22 protein-coding genes and 1 tRNA gene are annotated in these 21,273 nt (G+C 43.5%); 14 read left to right on the top strand and 9 right to left on the bottom strand.

What is annotated here, in order from left to right; genetic code table 11:
- On the top strand, positions 1-1,477 hold a 1,477-nt coding region (locus ACHZC4_RS15475; protein WP_394754772.1), incomplete at its 5' end, for a hypothetical protein.
- Positions 1,478-1,541: 64 nt separating this feature from the next.
- On the opposite strand, the gene ACHZC4_RS15470 is transcribed toward ACHZC4_RS15475, so the two are convergent.
- Together ACHZC4_RS15470 and ACHZC4_RS15465 are read right to left on the bottom strand one after the other, a co-directional pair.
- On the bottom strand, positions 1,542-2,177 hold the full coding sequence (locus tag ACHZC4_RS15470; RefSeq protein ID WP_394754771.1) for a hypothetical protein: 636 nt from the start codon (positions 2,175-2,177) through the stop codon (positions 1,542-1,544).
- Between the two features lie 601 nt (positions 2,178-2,778).
- Positions 2,779-2,855 (bottom strand) — tRNA-Val (locus tag ACHZC4_RS15465).
- Between the two features lie 262 nt (positions 2,856-3,117).
- On the opposite strand from ACHZC4_RS15465, the gene ACHZC4_RS15460 reads away from it, so the two are divergent.
- Positions 3,118-4,965: a murein L,D-transpeptidase gene (locus tag ACHZC4_RS15460; protein ID WP_394754770.1), complete on the top strand. Its 1,848-nt coding sequence runs from the start codon at positions 3,118-3,120 to the stop codon at positions 4,963-4,965.
- A gap of 405 nt (positions 4,966-5,370) precedes the next feature.
- Here ACHZC4_RS15460 and ACHZC4_RS15455 read toward each other — a convergent pair whose 3' ends face one another.
- A complete protein-coding gene (locus ACHZC4_RS15455; protein WP_394754769.1) occupies positions 5,371-5,970 on the bottom strand; it encodes a DUF882 domain-containing protein in 600 nt (199 codons plus the stop codon).
- A 292-nt stretch (positions 5,971-6,262) separates the two neighbouring features.
- Between ACHZC4_RS15455 and ACHZC4_RS15450 the strand changes: the two genes are divergently transcribed.
- Together ACHZC4_RS15450 and ACHZC4_RS15445 are read left to right on the top strand one after the other, a co-directional pair.
- Positions 6,263-7,558: a flavohemoglobin expression-modulating QEGLA motif protein gene (locus tag ACHZC4_RS15450; protein WP_394754768.1), complete on the top strand. Its 1,296-nt coding sequence runs from the start codon at positions 6,263-6,265 to the stop codon at positions 7,556-7,558.
- A 17-nt stretch (positions 7,559-7,575) separates the two neighbouring features.
- On the top strand, positions 7,576-8,004 hold the full coding sequence (locus ACHZC4_RS15445) for a YcgN family cysteine cluster protein (RefSeq protein ID WP_394754767.1): 429 nt from the start codon (positions 7,576-7,578) through the stop codon (positions 8,002-8,004).
- 182 nt (positions 8,005-8,186) lie between these two features.
- On the opposite strand, the gene rpmG is transcribed toward ACHZC4_RS15445, so the two are convergent.
- Positions 8,187-8,342, bottom strand: coding sequence for a 50S ribosomal protein L33 (gene rpmG, locus ACHZC4_RS15440; RefSeq protein ID WP_087142828.1), 156 nt, complete (start codon positions 8,340-8,342; stop codon positions 8,187-8,189).
- A 17-nt stretch (positions 8,343-8,359) separates the two neighbouring features.
- Positions 8,360-8,596 (bottom strand): 50S ribosomal protein L28, encoded by a 237-nt coding sequence (rpmB, locus tag ACHZC4_RS15435; RefSeq protein WP_087142827.1) that lies wholly within the window; start codon positions 8,594-8,596, stop codon positions 8,360-8,362.
- A 125-nt stretch (positions 8,597-8,721) separates the two neighbouring features.
- On the opposite strand from rpmB, the gene gshB reads away from it, so the two are divergent.
- The 7 genes from gshB to ACHZC4_RS15400 are packed head-to-tail and all read left to right on the top strand — an operon-like array spanning position 8,722 to position 14,379.
- Positions 8,722-9,669, top strand: coding sequence for a glutathione synthase (gshB, locus tag ACHZC4_RS15430; RefSeq protein WP_394754766.1), 948 nt, complete (start codon positions 8,722-8,724; stop codon positions 9,667-9,669).
- A gap of 2 nt (positions 9,670-9,671) precedes the next feature.
- Complete coding sequence (locus ACHZC4_RS15425; RefSeq protein WP_394754765.1) at positions 9,672-10,568, top strand: TonB family protein; 897 nt, start codon at positions 9,672-9,674, stop codon at positions 10,566-10,568.
- Between the two features lie 37 nt (positions 10,569-10,605).
- The gene (locus ACHZC4_RS15420) at positions 10,606-11,169 is read left to right on the top strand and encodes a YqgE/AlgH family protein (protein WP_394754764.1); all 564 of its coding nucleotides are present in this window, start codon (positions 10,606-10,608) and stop codon (positions 11,167-11,169) included.
- Entirely contained in the window at positions 11,162-11,638 is a 477-nt protein-coding gene (gene ruvX, locus ACHZC4_RS15415; RefSeq protein WP_394754763.1) for a Holliday junction resolvase RuvX, read from the top strand. The genes ACHZC4_RS15420 and ruvX overlap by 8 nt, the downstream gene beginning before the upstream one ends.
- On the top strand, positions 11,613-12,131 hold the full coding sequence (pyrR, locus tag ACHZC4_RS15410) for a bifunctional pyr operon transcriptional regulator/uracil phosphoribosyltransferase PyrR (RefSeq protein WP_394754762.1): 519 nt from the start codon (positions 11,613-11,615) through the stop codon (positions 12,129-12,131). Before ruvX ends, pyrR begins: the two co-directional genes overlap by 26 nt.
- 2 nt (positions 12,132-12,133) lie before the next feature.
- On the top strand, positions 12,134-13,099 hold the full coding sequence (locus ACHZC4_RS15405) for an aspartate carbamoyltransferase catalytic subunit (RefSeq protein WP_394754761.1): 966 nt from the start codon (positions 12,134-12,136) through the stop codon (positions 13,097-13,099).
- The gene (locus ACHZC4_RS15400; RefSeq protein ID WP_394754760.1) at positions 13,096-14,379 is read left to right on the top strand and encodes a dihydroorotase; all 1,284 of its coding nucleotides are present in this window, start codon (positions 13,096-13,098) and stop codon (positions 14,377-14,379) included. The genes ACHZC4_RS15405 and ACHZC4_RS15400 overlap by 4 nt, the downstream gene beginning before the upstream one ends.
- Before the next feature lie 53 nt (positions 14,380-14,432).
- On the opposite strand, the gene ACHZC4_RS15395 is transcribed toward ACHZC4_RS15400, so the two are convergent.
- On the bottom strand, positions 14,433-14,876 hold the full coding sequence (locus ACHZC4_RS15395; RefSeq protein ID WP_394754759.1) for a hypothetical protein: 444 nt from the start codon (positions 14,874-14,876) through the stop codon (positions 14,433-14,435).
- A gap of 146 nt (positions 14,877-15,022) precedes the next feature.
- On the opposite strand from ACHZC4_RS15395, the gene ACHZC4_RS15390 reads away from it, so the two are divergent.
- Both ACHZC4_RS15390 and ACHZC4_RS15385 read left to right on the top strand, forming a co-directional pair.
- Positions 15,023-15,940 carry an SPFH domain-containing protein gene (locus ACHZC4_RS15390; RefSeq protein ID WP_394754758.1) on the top strand — a complete coding sequence of 306 codons (918 nt, stop codon included), beginning with the start codon at positions 15,023-15,025 and terminating at the stop codon, positions 15,938-15,940.
- A gap of 4 nt (positions 15,941-15,944) precedes the next feature.
- A complete protein-coding gene (locus ACHZC4_RS15385) occupies positions 15,945-16,388 on the top strand; it encodes an NfeD family protein (RefSeq protein ID WP_394754757.1) in 444 nt (147 codons plus the stop codon).
- A gap of 379 nt (positions 16,389-16,767) precedes the next feature.
- On the opposite strand, the gene ACHZC4_RS15380 is transcribed toward ACHZC4_RS15385, so the two are convergent.
- From ACHZC4_RS15380 to ACHZC4_RS15370, 3 genes are all read right to left on the bottom strand, one after another.
- On the bottom strand, positions 16,768-17,094 hold the full coding sequence (locus tag ACHZC4_RS15380) for a hypothetical protein (protein WP_394754756.1): 327 nt from the start codon (positions 17,092-17,094) through the stop codon (positions 16,768-16,770).
- Between the two features lie 136 nt (positions 17,095-17,230).
- Complete coding sequence (locus tag ACHZC4_RS15375; protein ID WP_394754755.1) at positions 17,231-17,902, bottom strand: rhomboid family intramembrane serine protease; 672 nt, start codon at positions 17,900-17,902, stop codon at positions 17,231-17,233.
- Between the two features lie 352 nt (positions 17,903-18,254).
- On the bottom strand, positions 18,255-20,063 hold the full coding sequence (locus ACHZC4_RS15370) for a DEAD/DEAH box helicase (RefSeq protein WP_394754754.1): 1,809 nt from the start codon (positions 20,061-20,063) through the stop codon (positions 18,255-18,257).
- Positions 20,064-20,448: 385 nt separating this feature from the next.
- Here ACHZC4_RS15370 and ACHZC4_RS15365 point away from each other — a divergent pair, with 385 nt between their 5' ends.
- Positions 20,449-21,192 (top strand): cation:proton antiporter, encoded by a 744-nt coding sequence (locus tag ACHZC4_RS15365; RefSeq protein ID WP_394754753.1) that lies wholly within the window; start codon positions 20,449-20,451, stop codon positions 21,190-21,192.
- Positions 21,193-21,273: the final 81 nt, after the last annotated feature.

Raw genomic sequence — 21,273 nt, 5'->3', positions numbered from 1 at the left:
CGAGACCGGAGCAGGTAACGATACGCTGAACTTGGGCGCAGGCAACGATGAAGTGCTGGCGGGTGACGGCAACGACACCATCAACACTGGCGGCGGCTATGACAATATAACAGGGGGTATCGGTAACGACACCATTAATGGCGGAGAACGCGCTGATACCATGATCGGCGGCGATGGCAACGACATCTACTTCGTTGATAATACCTATGATGTCGTTACCGAAACTAATGCCTCCTCTACTATCGGTGGCGTAGATTTAATCCAAACCAGTATTAGTTATGACCTATCCAATACAGATGGGACAGATGCTATAGGCAGCAACGTCGAAAACCTGCGCTTATTGGGTACAACAGATATCAATGCCATTGGCAACAGCCTTAACAACACCCTGTATGCTAACAACGGTATCAACATCATCGATGGTGGCAATAGCATAGACACATTATCTTACTATTATACAACCAGCACTGGCGCAATTGGCGTAACCCTAAACCTATCCATCCTAAATGTCAGCGACCAAGCCACAGCCAGCGGCGCTTCGGGTGCCGACCTTATCAGGAACATCGAAAACATCACCGGCTCCAAGTACGCCGATACCCTAATCGGCAATAACGGCAATAACATTCTGAACGGTAGCTTAGGCAACGATACTCTCAACGGTGGCCTGGGGCCAGACACCTTGATCGGTGGCGATGGTAACGACAGTTACTACGTCGACAACATCGGCGACAAAGTCAACGAAACCAATGCCACCGCCAGTACAGGCGGCACAGATATCGTCTACAGCTACCTGAATATCTACACACTAGGTACAAACGTAGAAAATGGCCGCATCGCTACAACAACCGCTGCCAACCTCACCGGCAACACGCTCAACAATAACCTTTATGCCAACAGCGCCAATAACATCATGGACAGCGGGACTGGTATAGATACCCTCAGCTATCTTTACGGCACAATCGCCAACACCGGCGTTACCGTCAGCCTGGCAACAACAAGCGCCCAAACCACTGTGGGTTCCGGTAGCGACACCGTACTCAATTTCGAAAACCTCATTGGCTCAAACTACAATGACAAGCTCACCGGCAATAGCGGCAACAACATACTCAATGGCGGACTTGGCAATGACATCATTAGCGGCGGTGCTGGAAAAGATACACTGATGGGTGGGAACGGTAACGACAGCTTTGATTTCAATGCCCTCAATGAACTCAATATTGGCATCAACCGTGATGTCATCACCGACTTCACACGCGGCCAGGATAAAATTGATCTTGCCACCATCGACAGCAATACCAGCATTACAGGGAATCAGGCTTATAGCTTTGTAACAAGCTTTACAGCAGCAATAGGTCAAATCCGCTATAACGCAGGTATCATTTATTTCAACACCGATGCTGACATTGCTGCCGAATATGAAATCCAGTTGGCTGGTGTAATACCCACAATACTTAATGCCACTGACTTTGTTTTGTAAAAAATATTACCCAATCGGATTGAGATAACAGGCCAATCCTGTTACTCAATCATATCAAAATGGATTAGCGCTCTACCGCATATTTCTGCATAGTAGCCACTGTTGCACCGGTTTTGGCATCATAAACGTAAACAGAGTAATCGTTGCCGCCACCACTGACCTCTGTTCCCACTATTACAGATACCTCATCAACACCATTCTTATTTTTGTCAGGTACGATACCCGTGCCTATTAATTCGCCAGAATAAGACTTAACCCAAGGTGTTTTGGCAGCCGTTGAAACATCAACTCCGTAAACATGAATCCCGTAAACTTCACTACTGGATGGCCCAGTGGCTGGGCAATATCCGCTTAATGTCATTACAATATTGTTGCCAATACGAGTATAACTGTAATCTGGACCAGAAAAGTTACAGCCTGGAAGCAATCGGGTAGTTGTTGAGAAGAGTTTAATTTTAGTGCCTAACTTAAACACATCAAAATTGAAGCTAGTCTTATTGCCAACCTTCTTCGATGTGGGTATTGCAATTTCCAATCCTGGATTACCAGGAACGTAATCAGCAATTAATGCACTAGCGTTTAACGGATCGTTATTGGCAAGCCCTTGAGTAATACCCATTGCTAACAGGCCTGCACTAATGGCAATTTTTAACAATGCAACGTTGATGGAAGTTTGGGATAAAGAGCGAGATTTAGGCATAATGTTATTCCTGGCAAATGCGTTTATAATGATATTGACTCTAAATGTACCCCAGCTGCTGTTATGCGATAGGGATTGCTCGAACAAGCCACAGATGTTTTTTGCACAACTGACACGTCTTTTATAACATCGTTTAGAACTACACCGAGTGTATCTGCGCTTACTGTATGACTTATGACGGCATAAACAATACTAAAAATAGCTATTGTGCCTATTGAATTCTTCATAGAGTTATTCCTTTAAGTAAAAACCGATAAATTCCGATAACAGCCGTGAATCGTTAAGTACACGTCTAACACGGAGGTAAGAGCGTACCCATTCACAAACATTAAGAAAAGTCGCCAAACCTAATAATAGGATAAAATTTCAAAACGACTAGGTAGATAACAATATAGGATAAAGGTCTTTGGATTTGGTTAATTTGAAAAACAGGTTTAAGTCACTGCTAATCAAGCTAAAAACTTAAGGATTTGGGCGGCAATCAGTGCGGTGAATATTGCCGTTTATTGCCCTGATTTATTTTGAACTGTGACGTGAGTGTGACGTAGATAATTTCAGGCATAAAAAAAGCCCTACATTTTCATGTAAGGCTTTAATACTCTGGTAGGCGCGATTGGACTCGAACCAACGACCCCCACCATGTCAAGGTGGTGCTCTAACCAGCTGAGCTACGCGCCTAAAATTCTATCTCACTACCAAGTTCCACATTATACTCATAGGCCTATAATATGGCAACTATTATCAATTTCAGGTCGTGGAAGATATTAAATTACGTAATGAATTATTTTCTAAAAATAACCGCTATACTAAGCTGCTAATCTTATGAGCACTTTTAGCCTAAACCACCTGTTTTGTGATTTTGGGCTCCATCATCCTGCAAATCAGGTTGATGGCAAACACGAGTACTCAGGGCAGTATTAATAACTGAGACGAAATAAAAATGTTTAACCTCACAAAATTGTTCTATCAGCGCACTAAAAACAACCTGAATATCAATACAAAAAAGTGTGCTCACCGGTTGCTGATATTTGTTTTCTTAAGCTTGCCGATATGTTCTTTGCAAGCCGAAGCACCAATTTTGCTAGAAACAGGTGTCGGTAAAGAAATTAACACTATTATCATGGCAGAACAAAACCCTTATTTAATACGCTCGAATTTCCCCAATCGCGCCGAAGACCTTGCCTTAATTTACAAGCTATCAGGCGGCCAATTAGTATGGTTGAACAATGCCAATGCCCAAAAAAATACTCATGACGCACTTGGTTTATTAGCCAGTGCCGCAAATTATGGCCTTAATCCAGCAAATTACGATTTTGATGTACTGCAACAAAAATTACCGGCCGCATTAAGTTTAAAGGGCGATGCCTATCTGCAACTTGCTTTGTATGATACTGCCTTGAGCATTGCCATACTGCGTTTTGCCCACGACTTGCACTATGGCACAGTAGACCCTAAAACGCTTAACTTTAACTTAAAACCACGGCAAGAAAAGTTACTGGATTTACCCGCATTGATTGTAAAGAATGTGTCATCAGGCACTGTTGCACAATTACCCTCGCAAGTTGAGCCTAAGCTAAAGCAATATACAAAATTAAAACAGGCGCTGGCAACTTACACCGAACTAGCCAAAGCCACCCCGCCCATTCACCTTGTTATTGGAAAAAATGTTGGGCTCGGCAGTGACTACCCACAGCTCCCCGAATTACAGCGCTTTTTAATAGCGGTAGGTGATTTTTTACAAGAAAATCCAACTGAAGCCATTAATAACACACGTTATACCGATAAAATGGCCGCAGCGGTTAAGCGGTTTCAGCAGCGTCATGGCTTAACCGCATCAGGTGTTTTGGATAAAGATACTGTCAATGCTATCAATGTGCCGTTAGAGCAACGTGTAACGCAAATTAAGCTGGCCATGGAACGTTTCCGGTGGCTGCCTGAATTTAATCCGGGGCAAGCGGTCATTGTTAATATCCCTGCTTTTCAATTATGGGCATTTGATGACATTGATGCAGAGCATCCCACGGTATTGAACACCAATGTAGTCGTGGGTAAATCATTAAAAAACCAAACGCCAGTTCTCATGGCTGATATGCGCTTCATTAATTTCTTACCTTACTGGAATGTCCCTTCAACTATTTTAAAAGAAGAGATTTTGCCTAAATTGGCGAGTGGCAAGAACTTTTTAGCCAAGCAAAACATGGAAGTTGTTGCTAATTATGGAAATCCAGCGAAACTTGTGCCTTTAAATGCAGTGGCAATAGACAAGTTAAAGCGCGGCATCTTCAGAGTGCGGCAACGGCCGGGTAAAAGTAATGCCCTCGGTAAAATAAAGTTTATTTTCCCCAACAAAGCAGATGTGTATTTACATGACACACCTTCTAAAGCTTTGTTTAAAAAGACCAGAAGAGATTTTAGTCACGGCTGTGTGCGTGTTGAAAACCCTGAAAGACTGGCAGAATTTGTCTTCAAAAATCAAAAGGGGTGGGGCAAGGAAGCCATTAGTAAGGCTATGAAAAATACCGCAATGCAGGAGGTTGCACTGGAAAAACCCATACCCGTGATACTTTTCTACAGCACTTCATTTTCTAATCAAAATGACGAATTGATGTTTTACCCTGATATCTACGACCGTGATCCGCCATTGCTGGCAGCGCTAACAAAACCGCAAGATTTATCCGATCAAGTGATATTTGTTCCCCCAAAGAAAATAGAGGTTCAGCTGACAACTCCGCCCACTCCAACTTCCCCAAACACCTTAGATCTGAGGCCAGCGGAATTAATGCAATAATGCGGATTTGTGGCCACAAGATTTTGGCGTCTGTAGTAGTAAATTAAACACCACTTAAGCTTGTATGGGTTGCGAATAAATTGGAATTGTCGAGGAAAGCTATCGCTTATCAGATACGAAAACAGCCGATTTAAGTGACTTAAGTTGTAAAAGAGATGTCTGTTTTTAAAGCGCAAAGCTCTTGTTTTAAAAATTAAACTTTGCTGGGGGATTGTTTAGGCTTTAAAGTAGATACAGCGTTTTCAGTATCCATTAGTTATATTGAATGGAGTGCAAACCTAGATGTGTACTCACTGCCAATAATTAATGGTATTCACCTGGTATAAAAACGCTGTAATAAGCCTCGATAAATTGTGGATATGGAATAGCTGCTATCTCTGATACACAGCCATTCCTGATAACAACTTACTTACGCCATGTTCTAATCTGTCCAGTATCTAAATGTACAAATTTTGCATAAGGATAGTAACCTACACCACCACTACGCAAACTGAGTGCAGCATCGCGTATGGTTTTGGTGCGTAGTCCCTCAATTTTGATATCAATAGCTCTTCCTTCCATATGCAAGCTATGCTTTGCCACACCGCGTTGTGTACGGCGTAAATGAGCATTAGTTAAAGGTGAGCGATAACCCGAAACAATATGAAAAGGTTTGCTGATACCCAGGGTATTCTTTAAATCATACAACTGATCTACTAGCGCAGGGTCTATAGGATAAACATCATCGGTATGATAATCCCGCAACGCATAACTGATTTCGTGCAAAGCATCCCTAACATACCTGCCATCCTCAAAATAAGTCAATTTAAGCTTATCGCCCGTATGCACGTTTTCAAACGCAACAGATCGGCTAGAGGGAAAACTCCAGGCAGATGCTTTAGCAATCTCAGGCAGTCCTCCTCCAAGGGTTAAAAGCGATCCACAGGCTATGTTTTTTAAAAAATGGCGCTTTGACGATACAATGTCATCGCCGTGGACTAAGGTTTTTAAGTTTGACTGATTCATGATTGACTACTTTTTGTGTATTATTGCATTGCTAGGAGACAGTACACTCAATTTTTTTAACTGTACTGCCAGACCGACCTGACCACTGGTGTCTCTTCCCTTATAGTATTAACTGACTCCAACTTCTAGGCGGATTCTCTGCGTTTAATCTTAAATTAATCTTAAATACAAGATATTTATATGGATTTTTTAAGTGTCGCTGGCTAAAAAAATCACTGTATCCCTTTAAGGTAGGCGGTTTCTGTTACCATAGCCGTTAATACTTCTATTGCGTAATGCTAACCTTGTCGCCATGACTAACAAAATTGCAAAATCACCGTCCAGTTATTTAATTGAAGTAAAAACACTGTCGGATCGCATTGTCAAAGCTCAACAGCCTATACGCATCTTGGACGCTATTAAATGGGATGACGGTATTAAGCAGGCTTTTTTTAATGGCCAGTGCAAAATCCCGCCACCCGTTGACGGCGCATACTATGCAAACCGCCCCTTGGGTTTTGATCCTGTCGAAAAAAAATACGAATTTTATCAAATTGAGCGCGACTTAGTACGAAAATTAGGACAGCTCAATCCACTGAGCGTCATCATGCGGCGTATTTGCCGTGAATATCAAGATGTCGTGGATATGCTTACTGGCCGAGGCACACCACTTTTTTCCAATATTTCTCAAGAGCTATACGGCTCATCACAAGATGTGTTTCATGTCGGTGATCCCACTATTGCCGATTTAGGCAGCATGATGGAAGGTACTTTACAGCAACTGCTTAAACTGGATTTTCTGACTGAAGAAGCCAAAACAATAACCGCAAAAGATGCCGTTGCTATTTTGAATGAAAAGATACAAGCCCTATTCCCGGGCGATGGCTTGCGGGCCATGCTCAGTGACGGCATTTTATCGGATGCTGCCGCAGGCACCGATTATATCAAGCTGCGTGCTGATGCCTTGTTTAACCAGCGTGATTTACGGGTCCTTGAAGTCCACGAGATATGGGTGCACTTAGGTACTACGCTGAACGGCCTAGCGCAACCTTATTGTACTTTTTTAGGTAAAGGCCCGCCTTCTGCTACGGTAACGCAAGAGGGCCTTGCAGTGCTAATGGAAATACTGACGTTCAGCTCTACGCCCAATCGATTAATGCGCCTGATTAATCGGGTGCGCGCCATTACCTTGGTTGAAGAGGGTGCAAATTTTATGGATATTTTTCAGTTTTTTCGCGAAAGGGACATGAGTGAAGATGAAAGCTATCTGTTAAGCAGTCGTGTTTTCAGAGGCAGTACACCCGAAGGGCTACCGTTTACCAAGGATTTGACCTACATTAAAGGTTTTGTGTTAACGTACAATTTTATGCGCCTGGCAGTCAGCAAAGGTAAGCCAGATCGCATTCCCTTGCTATTTTGCGGTAAAACCATGCTGGAAGATATGAAAGTCTTGGTTGATTTGGTTGAAGAAGGCACTGTTATCGCGCCGCGTTTTTTACCGCCCCAATTCACCGATTTAATGGGGCTTTCTGCGTGGTTAAGCTTTAGCCGCTTTATGACCTCCATGAATTTTCGCCAACTTGAACAAGACTACGCTAACGTACTGTAAAACACACTTATAAAATTATGGAATTTTGGGAAGCAAAAAAATTACACGAAATGACCACAGAAGAATGGGAGTCATTATGCGATAACTGCGGCAAATGTTGTTTGCACAAACTGGAAGACGAAAAAACCGGTGAAATACACTTTACCAGTGTCGTATGTGATTTAATTGATCTAAAAACCTGTCGCTGCACGCGCTATAGCGAACGCACCCAAAAAGTACCGACCTGCCTTGATTTAAAGCAGCATGATTTTGCACAATTTAACTGGCTGCCGTCAACCTGTGCTTATCGCTTGCTTGCTGATGGTGAAGCACTGCCAGGATGGCATCCGCTGGTGTCAGGAAAACCAGCGAGCACGCACAATGCCGGTATATCAATACGCAGCTATGCGATGAAAGAATCAGATGTTGATCGAGTGGAAGATCACATTATTAAATGGCTGAAATAATCTGTGGAAAATGCCCACCCAGCGTAATCAACCAGGTCTGGTTACCTTCATTATTAAATGGCTGAAATAATCTGTGGAAAATGCGTGCTGCGGGGTATGTAGACTGGTTTTAATTGCAAAGACTGTTTTGAAGTCTTCAAAGATCGAGCGCAGATTAACACCACACTCGATCCAAGCAGTCATTATTTAATTTTTGCTTCTTTGTAAATAACGTGTCTGCGAACGAAGGGATCAAATTTTTTGATCTCCATCTTTTCAGGCATCGTTTTTTTGTTCTTGGTTGTGGTATAAAAATGGCCAGTGCCTTCGGTAGATATCAATTTAATTTTATCGCGCATTTGTCTATCTCCTTAAGTTAGGCTTTTATACCGCTTTTACGTACATCCGCCAATACAGCGTCTATACCTTTTTTATCAATAATACGCATTGCCTTAGCAGAAATTCTAAGGCGAACCCAACGGTTTTCACTTTCTACCCAAAATCTGTGGTGTTGCAGATTAGGCAAAAAACGTCTTTTGGTTCTGTTATTTGCGTGTGATACGTTATTACCGGTAACAGGACGTTTACCCGTTACTTGACATACTCTAGACATGATTATCCTCTTGGCCTGTCTAATTCAAAAGTTATTTTACCTTTATACCAAAAAAACATCTCAAGGTAAATAACAAACTATAATATGCGCCAATGTTACCTTAAAACCAGACTAGTGAGACACTGATGCAGATTAAACTCGGCATGGTCATGGATCCCATTGATCAAATCAATATTAAGAAAGACACCAGCTTTGCCATGCTATTAGAAGCACAAGCACGGGGCTGGGAGTTGCATTATATGGAACTTAATGATCTTTTTTTACGCAATGGCAGAGCCTATGCGAGAACACGCACTTTAAAAGTACAACGCAACGACAGCCGGTGGTATGAGTTTATAACCGAGCAAGATATTGCACTGGATGAGTTGCAGGTTATTTTAATGCGTAAAGACCCGCCTTTTGATCAAGAATTCCTGTATGCCACGTATTTATTGGAACTTGCCGAAAGCAGGGGAACTTATGTGGTAAATAAACCTCAATCGCTAAGAGATGCCAACGAAAAACTGTTTACCGCGTGGTTCCCCCAATGCTGCCCAGAAACACTGGTTAGTCGAAATTCTGCTAAAATTAGGGCATTCCTGGCAGAACACGGCGAAATCATCTTAAAACCGTTAGACGGCATGGGCGGTGCATCTATTTTTTATGTGCACCAACAGGATGCAAATTTAAGCGTTATTTTGGAAATCATGACCCAGCATAATAGCCGCTATGTCATGGCACAAAAATATCTGCCAGAAATTAAACACGGTGATAAGCGCTTGTTGCTCATTAATGGTGAGCCCATACCCTACTGCCTTGCGCGCATTCCGGCACAAGGTGAAAGCCGTGGTAATTTAGCCGCTGGAGGTAGTGCAGTCGGACAACCAATTACTGAACAAGACCGATGGATTGCCAGCCAGGTTGGCCCCACATTACGCGAAAAAGGTTTAGTGTTTGTTGGCTTAGATATTATCGGCAGTAAATTGACAGAAATTAATGTGACTAGCCCGACCTGCGTACAAGAACTGGATCGGCAATTTAGTATTAATATCTGTGCATTATTAATGGACCACATAGAAAACACGCTACACTAACTATGTCAAACAACATTATTTTTGATCGTCCCAACTATTCCAACAGTGACTCGCTGATACTGGCGTTATTTGTCGCGATCATCGTACATATTATCGTTGGCCTGACTGTTAAATTTACGACTCCCCACACGGAAAAAATAAATCGGTCCTCGATTGATGTGACCTTAACGCAGACACCCGCTAAAAAAGCCCCCAAAAAAGCAAAATTTTTGGCGCCTGATAATCAGGAAGGTGCGGGAGATAAAGTCAGAAAAGCCAAGCCACCGGCACAAAAACTGCCCAGTCATGCTGAAAAGGCTGAGCCGCATGAAAAACCGCTAAAGAAAATACAGTCAGAAGATAAAGAAGCTCAGGAAATAAAACACCAGCTTGCGCCAAAAGCCGTCGTCAAAAAGAAATCTGAAAAGAAAATAGTAACGGCTGCTAAGCCCGTTGTTGCCCATAAAACTGAAGAAAGACCGCATATTGATGCCGAAACACTACGCCAACAAATTGCTCAATTAGGCTCAGAAATCCGGTACAATCCGCAAGGTAGCGATGATAATAAGTCTAAAACCCTGGCTCAGGTGAGTGCGCATAAATTTGTTGCCGCCCAGTATATAAAAGACTGGGAGAGCAAGGTCGAACGCACTGGCAATCTTAATTTCCCTGCCGTGGCTGCGAAAAAAGGCTCCAATACGCTCACTATGGATGTCGGCATTAAAGCCGATGGCAGTATCAATAACATTCGTATCAGAAAATCATCCGGCAATTCTGCTTTAGATGAAGCCGCTAAAAATATCGTTAAAATGAGTGCACCGTTTGCACCGTTACCCAGTGCTTTACTTAAAGAGCTGCGAATTTTGGTGATTACCCGTAAATGGAAATTTTCCGATGAATCGGGCATGACAACCCCGTAATTTCCCTAAAATTAATTACTTGTTAAATCAGACGGATATGACTAGCGAAACTTATTTAAATAATCAATTTATTATCGCCATGCCTGCGTTAACGGATCCTATTTTTTTTCATACGGTGACCTATTTGTGTCAACACAATGAAGAAGGGGCTTTGGGCATCGTCATTAATCGTCTAGCCAATATGAAGTTGGGCGAAATATTTAAGCAAATGAATATTTCGGTCACCTCTCAGGCGGCAGCCAATATGCCGGTTTTTACCGGCGGGCCCGTGCAGCAGCAACGCGGCTTTGTGTTGCACACCCATGGAGGCAACTGGGATATGACAATGGCAGTCTCTGACTCCATATCACTGACTACCTCGCGTGATGTCATTGAAGCCATTGCTGTCGGTGAAGGCCCTGAGCAATACTTGGTGGCGTTAGGTTATGCGGGCTGGAGTGAAGGCCAATTGGAAAAAGAAATGCTCAACAATACCTGGTTAAATACGCCTTTTGGCAAACAAGTCCTATTTGACACCTCTATTAATATGCGCTGGACTGCCGCAGCCGAGCAGATTGGTATCAATATCCATCAACTTACCGCGCCTGCTGGGCATGGTTAAACGCGATCCATTACAACCCAGACAATCCGATACCTATCTGGGTTTTGATTTCGGTAGCAAAAAGATAGGCATTGCAGTCGGTCAAATCACCACACACATGGCAAGTCCCTTGCAAACCTTGCGTGCTGTCAACCAAGCCCCCGATTGGAACACCATTAGCCAACTCATCCACGAATGGCAACCGATAGGATTAGTGGTCGGTATTTCCAAACAATTTGATGGTTCGGATAATCCCATTACTCCACGTATGTTAAAATTCTGCCGCCAACTGGAAGGTCGATACCAACTGCCGGTCTATCAACAAGACGAAACCTTGTCGACTTATGAGTCTAAACAACTGTTATTTGACGAGGTTAAGCTTAGTGCCACCAAACTTTGGGAAGTAGAAGACCAGCTGGCCGCCCAACTTATTTTGCAAACCTGGCTAAACAACCGCACACAAAATGACCCACACCAACTTAAAAATTAACGACTTGCTGGCTAATTTAGAAACCAATCTCGCTAAAACAATAATTACCAGACAGCTGGATAATCCGTTAATGATCGGCATTCACTCTGGCGGGGTATGGGTTGCTAAAACCATGCATCAGCGTCTTGGTATTCAAGAACCTTTGGGGTTGCTTGACATTGCTTTCTACCGCGATGATTTTTCACAAATCGGCGTACATCCCAATGTTAAACCCAGTCAATTGCCCACCAACCTCGAAGGCCGCGATATTATTCTAGTTGATGATGTGTTTTACACAGGTCGTACCATACGTGCCGCATTGAACGAAATATTTGATTACGGGCGTCCCAACCAAGTCATTTTAGCGGTATTAATACAGCGTAATGGCCGACAAATACCACTTAGCCCCGATTGTGTTGGTATCAGCATCAAGCTTGATGCAGGGCAACGTATAAAGCTAACGGGTCCCGACCCACTTGCTATTCATGTAGAAAACGTTGTTGTGGCAGCGTAATTATGAGCCATAACATACAACTCAATGCCGAAGGTAAGCTCAAGCATTTCCTTACCATTGATGGCCTGGACAAGCGTTTACTGACTGAAATTCTCGATACCGCTGAATCCTTTGTTGGCATGTCCGATCAGCAAATTAAAAAAGTGCCGTTATTACGCGGCAAAACCATCGTCAATTTGTTTTTTGAAAACAGCACCCGCACCCGCACTACCTTTGAACTGGCCGCCAAACGCTTGTCCGCCGATGTCATCAGCATTAGCATTGCTACTTCATCGACATCGAAAGGTGAGAGCCTACTGGATACTATCCGCAACCTGGAAGCCATGTTTGTGGATATGTTTGTGGTGCGCCATAGCATCAGTGGCGCGGCGCATTTTATTGCCCAGCATACTGCGCCCCATATTAGTGTAATTAATGCAGGTGATGGCCAACACGCCCACCCTACCCAAGCCATGCTGGATATCTTCACCATTCGGCAGTACAAAAAAGATTTTTCCAATTTACGTGTCGCCATTATTGGCGATATTTTACATTCCAGAGTGGCACGTTCCGAGATTCAGGCACTCAATACCGTGGGCGTTGCAGAAGTTCGGGTAATTGCCCCGAAAACCTTACTACCCGCACATGTGGAAACTATGGGGGTCACGGTTTCGCACAACCTGACCGAAGGCCTGAAAGACATTGATGTCATCATCATGTTACGTCTACAAAAAGAACGTATGGCATCGGCGTTATTGCCCAGCGAAAGTGAATATTTCAAATGCTTTGGTCTCACGGAAGAAAAACTCAAAATCGCCAAACCCGATGCTATTGTCATGCACCCAGGCCCCATTAACCGAGGCGTGGAAATTGATTCCAAAGTCGCCGACGGCCCGCAATCGGTCATTTTAAGACAAGTTAGCAATGGCATTGCCATACGGATGGCCATTATGGCGATGGCCATGCAAAAACAGGGGGCGGGCGAATGAAACAAAACATTCATATTAAGCACGGCAGAATTATTGATCCTGCCAATGGCATAGACCGGATCGGTTGTGTGTATATTGCTGATGGCAAGATTGCCGCTATCGACCAGCAACCAGAGGGGTTTAAAGCCGATGAAACCATCGATGCAACCAATCACATCGTCTGTCCTGGCTTTATCGATTTAAGTACCCGTTTGCGAGAACCCGGCCAAAGCCGCAAAGCAACCATCGCTAGCGAAACCCGCGCCGCCGCTAGTGCGGGCATCACCACGATGTGCATACATCCTGATACCATTCCGGTTATCGATACGCCAGCAGTTGCCGAATTGATCAAAGATTTAGCAGAAAAGGCTGATTATCCACAAGTTTATCCGATTGCCGCATTGACGCAAAAACTGGAAGGCAATGAATTAAGCTCCATGCTGGCGCTGAAACAAGCCGGTTGTATCGCTGTGGGCAATGCCAACCAACCGGTAAAAAACCTACTCGTATTACGCCGGGCAATGGAATACGCTGCCAGCCATGATTTATTGTTGATGTTTCGAGCTAACGATTATTGGCTAGGCAATAATGGTTGTGTGCACGAAGGTGCTGTTTCTACCCGTTACGGTTTGCCGAGTATTCCGGAAGCTGCTGAAACCATTGCTGTCGCACAATGCCTGGAATTAATTGAACTGACGGGCTGCCGCGTACACTTTGGCCAATTAAGTTGTAAACGTTCGGTTATTAAAATATTTCAAGCTAAAAAATACGGTTTGGCTATTTCAGCGGATGTGGCCATTCATCAGCTGCATTTAACTGAAAATGATATGGCGCCTTTTGATAGCGCCTACCATGTGTTGCCGCCACTGCGCACCGAAATTGACAAAAATTACCTGAGGCAAAGTCTGGCCAACGGCACGCTGAACAGCATTTGTTCCGACCACCAGCCCCACGATGTTGATGCTAAACTGGGTGCGTTTCCAGAAACAGAACCCGGCATGTCATCCTTGGAAACGCTGTTGCCGTTAATGCTTGAATTAGTCAAGCAGCAGGCATTAACGTTAAAACAAGGTATTGCTACGCTCACCAGCAATCCTGCCAATATACTTCGCATTAACAGCGGTGCTTTAACGCCTGGTTTTGCAGCCGACGTGTGCGTGTTTAACCCTAACCTGAACTGGCAAGTTAATACGGAAAGTTGGCGAAGCATGGGAACTAATACGCCTTTTTGGGGGCAAACACTAACAGGCAGAGTCACTCACACTCTACAAGCTGGGCAGATTATTTACCGTTTGTCGTAGCGCCCACTCCCCATCTAATAAACAGACAAAATAGTGGGAGCTACGCCCTACCCTCAGTTTTTAGCCGGTGTTTGAGCAGGGGGAGTCGCAGGAACAACTGTCGGTGCAGGTACTGAGGCAGGCGCTGGGGTTGTAACAGATGGCGCAGGCGTAACTACCGGTGCAGGTGCAGTCTTGGCAGTTGGCGCTTGCGGCATTGGAGATGGGATATCGTCCGTTATTTCAGGCACTGGAACAGGCGCAGTAACGGCCGGAGTTGCAGTGGCGTTAGAAGCGCCTTTCGTGGGTACTTTAGTCCACTGGTCTGGCTTAATACCTTGTCTATTGCCTTCTCCAAACATGGTAAAAGACACCATAATCAAGACGGTGGTTATCATCAGTATGATGAATCTATTGGGCTTGTCCATAAAAAACAGCGCCCATTTTGGCTTAATCATTCCGACAATGAAAAAAAGTGCTGTGAGTAAGCCTAAGTTGATAGCAGCAGTAACTAACATTGATATTTACCTATTGGACTATTATTTAAACGATTGTTTATTATATGTGGACACTTTAATATTAAAAGAGTATTTATTAAAGTGAGTACAATAAAATTTTAATAACTAAGCTATTAAAAGTATTCAGTTAACACAGGAGAGCGGTTATGAGCGGTATAGGTGTGTTTTTTCTAACGACTTTAGTGTTTGCCATTGTATTAGTTTTTATGAGTGTTAAATCCGTGTCGCAGGGTATGGAATACACCGTGGAACGATTTGGCAAATATACGCGCACGTTAACTCCTGGGTTAAATATTATCATGCCCGTCATTGATCGCATTGGTGCCAAAATGATCATGATGGAGCAGGTGATGAGTGTACCATCACAAGAAATTATTACCAAAGATAACGCGATGGTAACGGTCGACGGCGTGGTATTTTATCAGGTTATGGATGCGCCTAAAGCGGCTTATGAAGTTAGAACACTAGATATCGCCATTTTAAACTTAATCATGACCAATATCCGTACCGTTATGGGTTCAATGGACTTGGATGAATTGCTGTCGCGTCGTGATGATATTAATGCCCGTTTGTTGATGGTCGTAGACGATGCCACAACTCCTTGGGGTATTAAAGTGACTCGCATCGAAATCAAAGACATTGCCCCGCCCAAAGACTTGGTGGAAGCCATGGGACGGCAAATGAAAGCAGAACGTTTAAAACGGGCTGCGATTTTGGATGCCGAAGGCTTGCGGCAATCAGAAATTTTACGTGCAGAAGGTGCGCAGCAAGCCGCTATTTTGGAAGCCGAAGGCCGTAAAGAAGCTGCTTACCGCGATGCCGATGCCAGAGAACGTTTAGCACAAGCTGAAGCCAGAGCGACACTCATGGTATCTGAAGCCATTGCTAAAGGTGATATACAGGCAATCAACTATTTTGTAGCCCAAAAATATATTGAATCTTTACAAGGTATTGCTACGTCCAGCAACAGCAAACTGATTTTTATGCCTTTGGATTCCTCCTGTGTTATTGGTGCATTAGGGGGCATTACTGAGCTCGTTAAAGACGCCACCAAAAAGGCCTGACGTTATGACTGAAATGGTTTTTGTTTTTTGGTATTGGTGGATTATCGCGCTGGTGTGTTTGGTGCTGGAAATACTTACGCCGGGCTTTTTCTTTATGTGGCTTGCAGTATCAGGTGTTGTCACTGGGGCATTGGTATTTTTACTACCGGCACTGGGTTTAAATGCCCAGGTGTTTATTTTTTCAATGCTGACTATTGCCGCTGTTACTTTATGGCGATTTTATGGCAAAAAAATCAGTACCGACAGTGATCAGCCTCTGTTAAATAAGCGTGGCGCACAATATATCGGACGAGTGTTTAATTTATATGAAGCCATTGAAAATGGGCAGGGCAAGATTAAAGTCGATGATTCGATATGGAAAGTACAGGGTGAAGATTGCGATATCCACAGCAAAGTTAAGGTTGTGGCAATCCGAGGCACGGTGTTCGATGTGAAAAAAGTAAACTAATAAAAAATCAAACCCTGCACCCATGCTATACCCAATGAAGAGTTTTAGTGATCTATAGACTTTCAGATAAATATTTTCCACACCTAATCATGTCAAGATATTGATTTTTTTTATAAAATGGAAGTTATTTATCTGGAAGTCTATAGGTAGCCCATTTTAGAATTTTTGCGAGTTCTATAGACATAAAAAAAGCGCGTTGAGGTCAACACGCTTTTTTTGGAAAATCCAAGGGTAAGCTAGTACTTAGTCACATCTATTCTATAATGTCGGGTATCGGCAATTTTCCACTATTTTTAGCAGGATGCACAGCAAAGTAGATCATGGTTCGACAAGCTCACCACGAACGGTTTTTTGTACCGTATTCGACAATTACTAAGTATTAGCCCTTTACGTCACTGGCAATCGCATTAAAAGCCTCAACTTTAGCTTTGCCTGTTGAAATCAAATCAAGGCCGGTTTCAATAATCATTTTATTAAGACCAGGCGTTTTGTAAGCCATCAATACTAAATAACCGACTGCCGGTACAGCAATTAATGCCCCAATAAAACCATGTAAGCCAACAGCTCCCATCAGTTTGATGAGCAAAGAAATAGCATCTAAAGGCAGCAAAATAATAGCGCCAAAATACGCCATAACAATAAAGGTAAACACCACAAACACTACAAACTGAATCAGCCTTACTACAGCAACGTTAACTTTTTTCATATTTCTTTTCATTTCCTGATAACTTTTAAGTGTCGCTTTGATCAGTAAGGTGTACTGGCAAAGGCTTAATTGTCAAAAAGCCAACTTTTTGAATGCGCAAATTATACCTGAAAGCCATGGGTTCTACCGATTTTTATCACACCTTCTGTTCTTTAAGAAAAAGCCTATACAAAATACAGCCCGTGATAAATCCGCCAATATGCGCCCACCATGCCACATCAATTGTTCCTCCTTCAAACAGTACAGAGGTCGTGGCATCGTGGAGTTGTATCATGACCCAAATACCTAAAAAAGCGATAGCCGGAACCGGAACAAGTATCGGGAATAAAAACAGGATGACGCGCTCAAGAGGATATAAGAAAAAATAAGCCGCCAAAACCCCGGCGATAGCCCCGGATGCACCGACTACAGGAATAGCCAGCATAGGATCAAAATACCATTGCAAAATACTGGCAAAAAATCCGCAGATCAAATAAAACACCAGAAACGGCAACCTGCCCATACGATCTTCGACATTATCGCCAAAAATCCACATAAATAGCAGATTAGCCACCAAATGCATCCAATTACCATGCAAAAATAAGTTGCTGATAAAGGAAAAATAATAATCGAAGGGAATATTGGCCACGGCTGCCCAGCGCGTGCTTGAATAGCGAATAGGTACCATGCCGTAAATATTTAATAACCTGACAGACATTTCATCAGGCATTAATTTCATGCTGACAAAAATGACAATCCAAATGATCATCAGACCCCAGGTAACATAGGGCTTGGAATAACACGGCGCAGTATCTCTAATCGGTATCATCGATTACTCATCCATAGTGGCTTAATTGCATGCAGCCGCGTGGCTTAACCTCATGTGCCATTAGCTAGTATTTTTAACAAAAACGTTTTGCAAAATGATAAAACAGAACAGCTCACGATTATATCTTTAGAACAGCTAACCCTATAGCCCACTGCCATTAAGCTAAGGGACACGCACCCTCTCCAGCAAGAGAGGGAGATTTCTTGCGTAACTTAATGGAGGGGACAGTGTAAGCTAAACCGCTTCGGAGTGCATTAACGCTCCAAAAGCAGTTTAACCGCCCATGCTTCAATAGCTCAGTCAAACGGTTAAGTTTTGTTGAATCTCCCTGTTATAAATGACAAGCTCAAACTTACTCAGCAGGTTTTTCTTTGGCTCTACGCGAGACAGAACTCAGTCTTTTTTTAGTTTTATCGACTTTTTTTTCACCATCATCGGCTTTATAAGGCTTGCTGCTACCATCCATTTTAGAGATATTCAGCAACTGCCCTGCCACCCTGATTTTTTTCAGTTCATCAAACAACTGCTTTGGCATACCGGCAGGCAACTCAACCGTGCTGTAATCGTCTTCAATACGGATACGGGCAATATGGTCACCGTCAATGCCAGTTTCATTAGCAATAGCACCGACAATATTGCCAGGTTTTACGCCATGCGCATGGCCGACTTCAATGCGGTAAGTTTCCATTTCAATATTGGCGCCTTCACTGAAGGAACGACGCGGTTTACGCTCTCTCTCCGGACGGTCTTCACGCGGCGCTCTTGCACCTCTTTCTTCACGGCCACCGTCACGGCTATCGCGGCTGTCACGGTCATCTTTAGGTCTTTTAGGCAGATTTTGCATGAGCAGCGGTGTATCACCTTGTACCAATTTGGCTAAGGCCGCAGCGATTTCTAAAGCACTGACGTTATGTTCGTGCTGGTATTGCTCGATCAACTGGCTGAAAAAACTCAGTTCTTCGGCAGCCAAGGTATCGGTAATGTTTTGTTTAAAGCGTGAGATGCGTTTGTTGTTGATGACTTCGGTTGACGGCAAGCCCATTTCTTCCACTTTTTGCTTGGTGGCTTTTTCGATATTGGCCAGCAACTTTCTTTCCCTAGGCGCAATAAACAAAATCGCATCGCCAGTACGGCCCGCACGGCCAGTACGGCCAATACGATGGATGTAAGATTCGGTATCGTAAGGAATGTCGTAGTTAACGACGTGGGTAATACGATCCACGTCCAAACCACGCGCGGCGACATCGGTGGCAATCAAAATGTCTACTTTGCCATTTTTAAGATGGGCAATGGTACGCTCACGCAGGGTTTGCGACATGTCGCCGTTAATGGCTGATGCTGAATATCCCCGCGCTTCCAGTTTTTCGGCAAGTTCGATAGTCGCTGTTTTAGTCCTAACGAAAATGATCATCCCGTCAAAGGTTTCAGCTTCTAAAATACGGGTTAGCGCGTCCAGTTTATGTACACCACTGACCACCCAAAAACGCTGCCGAATATTCACTGCTGATGCCGTCGTTACCTTAATGGTGATTTGCTCAGGCTCATGCAAATATTCCTGGGCAATTTTACGGATTACCGGTGGCATGGTAGCGGAAAACAGGGCAATTTGTATATTATCAGGAGTTTGTTCCAGCACCCATTCAACATCGTCAATAAAACCCATGCGTAGCATTTCATCGGCTTCATCCAATACCAGTACTTTTAAGCCATCCAGGTTCAATGTGCCTTTGCGCATGTGATCCATAACGCGGCCTGGAGTACCAACAACAACGTGTGCGCCGCGTTTAAGCTGGCGTAATTGGGTACTGTAATCTTGTCCGCCGTATATTGGCAATACATGGAAGCCTTTTAAGTGCATAGCATAACGTTGAAACGCTTCGGCTACTTGTATGGCCAGTTCGCGCGTAGGCGCTAAAACTAACACTTGCGGGTCTTTTTGTTTTATATCTATGCGCGATAAGATGGGCAGTGCGAACGCGGCGGTTTTACCAGTTCCAGTTTGCGCCTGTCCCAAGACATCTTTGCCTTGCAGCATGAGGGGGATAACTTGCGCTTGTATGGGTGAAGGTGTTTCATAACCGACATCATCGAGTGCCTTTAGCACCGGTTCAATCAGGGCTAAATCACGGAATGAGGGTATTGGAGAAACATCGTTGGACATGTATTTACCTGTAGAAAAATTTAGAAACGTGCAACGCACGTAGGATAAGATTGATTTGTTCTTATGCCATTGTACCCTATTTTTCGTGTATTCTGCTAACTACAGATTTTTTATAGCTTTAATCGTTCTAAGTCTTTTAGTGGCTGCTGAATTAGCGATATAAGATTAGTTTTGAAGCCATAAATCTCCACAGCTGTGCAATTTTGCATAACGGTATACACAAGATGCCTATTATTTACAATGATTGCTCGACTTGATTGTTGTTAATAGACTAACGGGTATAGTAGGTATTTAGCCTTGCTTGATAACTACTGTAAAAACAACCCGTAACTAATATGCTTTTAAACCAATACGATCCAGTGTTATCTGGATAATGTGAGTGTTTATGCAAGAATTATTGTGCTTAGGTGCTGCGTATATTGCGGGTCTGATTGCGAGTCGGCTATTTTTTCCGCCTTTAGTGGGTTATTTGGTAGCGGGCTATGTATTAAATATTCTAAAGCTGGATGCGTTAGACACGTTAACGCATTTTGCCGATGTTGGCATTGAGCTATTATTGTTTACCGTCGGTTTAAAGCTTGACCTTAGCTCACTCTTGCGTCAAGAGATACTTCGCGTTGGTGGTTTACATTTAATCATTGTTACAGCTGTATCGGGTGCAGCTTTTTTTATTTTAGGAGAGCACATTACTGGCGCACTAGTGTTAGGGGTAAGCCTGGCTTTTTCCAGTACTGTACTGGCAGTCAAAGTGTTAGAAGATAATGGCGAGCTATCAAGTTTGCATGGCCGTGATGTCATCAGCATTCTCATTTTGCAGGATATTGTCGCCATTGCAATGATGGCCTTAACGGATAACAAACAACCCACACCTTGGGCGCTTGGTTTACTTTTTTTACCTTTATTGCGCCCCATTGCACATTATTTTCTAAGTATTAGCCGTGCCGACGAATTACGTTTATTACTGGGTGTTTCCTTAGCGCTAGCCGGTGGCGTTATAGCTGAGGCAGTCAATATATCCCCCGATATTGGCGCCTTGTTAACAGGCATTATGTTGGCATCGCATTCTAAAACTGAAGATTTGGCACATAAGCTCTGGGGACTAAAAGAAATATTTCGGCTATCCACTTAAGGTGGGACAGTTTCAGGTTAAGCCGTTCGTGGTGAGCTTGTCGAACCATGATCGGCTTAACCGCCCACCCTTCGACAGGCT

It is taken from the genome of Crenothrix sp. (assembly GCF_043729335.1).
Lineage (GTDB): Bacteria > Pseudomonadota > Gammaproteobacteria > Methylococcales > Methylomonadaceae > Crenothrix.
Note: the sequence above shows the minus strand (reverse complement) of the source record. Positions and strands in the feature narration are given on the sequence as shown.

What these genes read in the sequence shown, in the direction of transcription:
- ACHZC4_RS15470 (WP_394754771.1), bottom strand. Translation starts at nt 2,177, where the DNA reads ATGCCTAAATCTCGCTCTTTATCCCAAACTTCCATCAACGTTGCATTG.
- ACHZC4_RS15460 (WP_394754770.1), top strand. Translation starts at nt 3,118, where the DNA reads ATGTTTAACCTCACAAAATTGTTCTATCAGCGCACTAAAAACAACCTG.
- ACHZC4_RS15455 (WP_394754769.1), bottom strand. Translation starts at nt 5,970, where the DNA reads ATGAATCAGTCAAACTTAAAAACCTTAGTCCACGGCGATGACATTGTA.
- ACHZC4_RS15450 (WP_394754768.1), top strand. Translation starts at nt 6,263, where the DNA reads ATGACTAACAAAATTGCAAAATCACCGTCCAGTTATTTAATTGAAGTA.
- ACHZC4_RS15445 (WP_394754767.1), top strand. Translation starts at nt 7,576, where the DNA reads ATGGAATTTTGGGAAGCAAAAAAATTACACGAAATGACCACAGAAGAA.
- rpmG (WP_087142828.1), bottom strand. Translation starts at nt 8,342, where the DNA reads ATGCGCGATAAAATTAAATTGATATCTACCGAAGGCACTGGCCATTTT.
- rpmB (WP_087142827.1), bottom strand. Translation starts at nt 8,596, where the DNA reads ATGTCTAGAGTATGTCAAGTAACGGGTAAACGTCCTGTTACCGGTAAT.
- gshB (WP_394754766.1), top strand. Translation starts at nt 8,722, where the DNA reads ATGCAGATTAAACTCGGCATGGTCATGGATCCCATTGATCAAATCAAT.
- ACHZC4_RS15425 (WP_394754765.1), top strand. Translation starts at nt 9,672, where the DNA reads ATGTCAAACAACATTATTTTTGATCGTCCCAACTATTCCAACAGTGAC.
- ACHZC4_RS15420 (WP_394754764.1), top strand. Translation starts at nt 10,606, where the DNA reads ATGACTAGCGAAACTTATTTAAATAATCAATTTATTATCGCCATGCCT.
- ruvX (WP_394754763.1), top strand. Translation starts at nt 11,162, where the DNA reads ATGGTTAAACGCGATCCATTACAACCCAGACAATCCGATACCTATCTG.
- pyrR (WP_394754762.1), top strand. Translation starts at nt 11,613, where the DNA reads ATGACCCACACCAACTTAAAAATTAACGACTTGCTGGCTAATTTAGAA.
- ACHZC4_RS15405 (WP_394754761.1), top strand. Translation starts at nt 12,134, where the DNA reads ATGAGCCATAACATACAACTCAATGCCGAAGGTAAGCTCAAGCATTTC.
- ACHZC4_RS15400 (WP_394754760.1), top strand. Translation starts at nt 13,096, where the DNA reads ATGAAACAAAACATTCATATTAAGCACGGCAGAATTATTGATCCTGCC.
- ACHZC4_RS15395 (WP_394754759.1), bottom strand. Translation starts at nt 14,876, where the DNA reads ATGTTAGTTACTGCTGCTATCAACTTAGGCTTACTCACAGCACTTTTT.
- ACHZC4_RS15390 (WP_394754758.1), top strand. Translation starts at nt 15,023, where the DNA reads ATGAGCGGTATAGGTGTGTTTTTTCTAACGACTTTAGTGTTTGCCATT.
- ACHZC4_RS15385 (WP_394754757.1), top strand. Translation starts at nt 15,945, where the DNA reads ATGACTGAAATGGTTTTTGTTTTTTGGTATTGGTGGATTATCGCGCTG.
- ACHZC4_RS15380 (WP_394754756.1), bottom strand. Translation starts at nt 17,094, where the DNA reads ATGAAAAAAGTTAACGTTGCTGTAGTAAGGCTGATTCAGTTTGTAGTG.
- ACHZC4_RS15375 (WP_394754755.1), bottom strand. Translation starts at nt 17,902, where the DNA reads ATGATACCGATTAGAGATACTGCGCCGTGTTATTCCAAGCCCTATGTT.
- ACHZC4_RS15370 (WP_394754754.1), bottom strand. Translation starts at nt 20,063, where the DNA reads ATGTCCAACGATGTTTCTCCAATACCCTCATTCCGTGATTTAGCCCTG.
- ACHZC4_RS15365 (WP_394754753.1), top strand. Translation starts at nt 20,449, where the DNA reads ATGCAAGAATTATTGTGCTTAGGTGCTGCGTATATTGCGGGTCTGATT.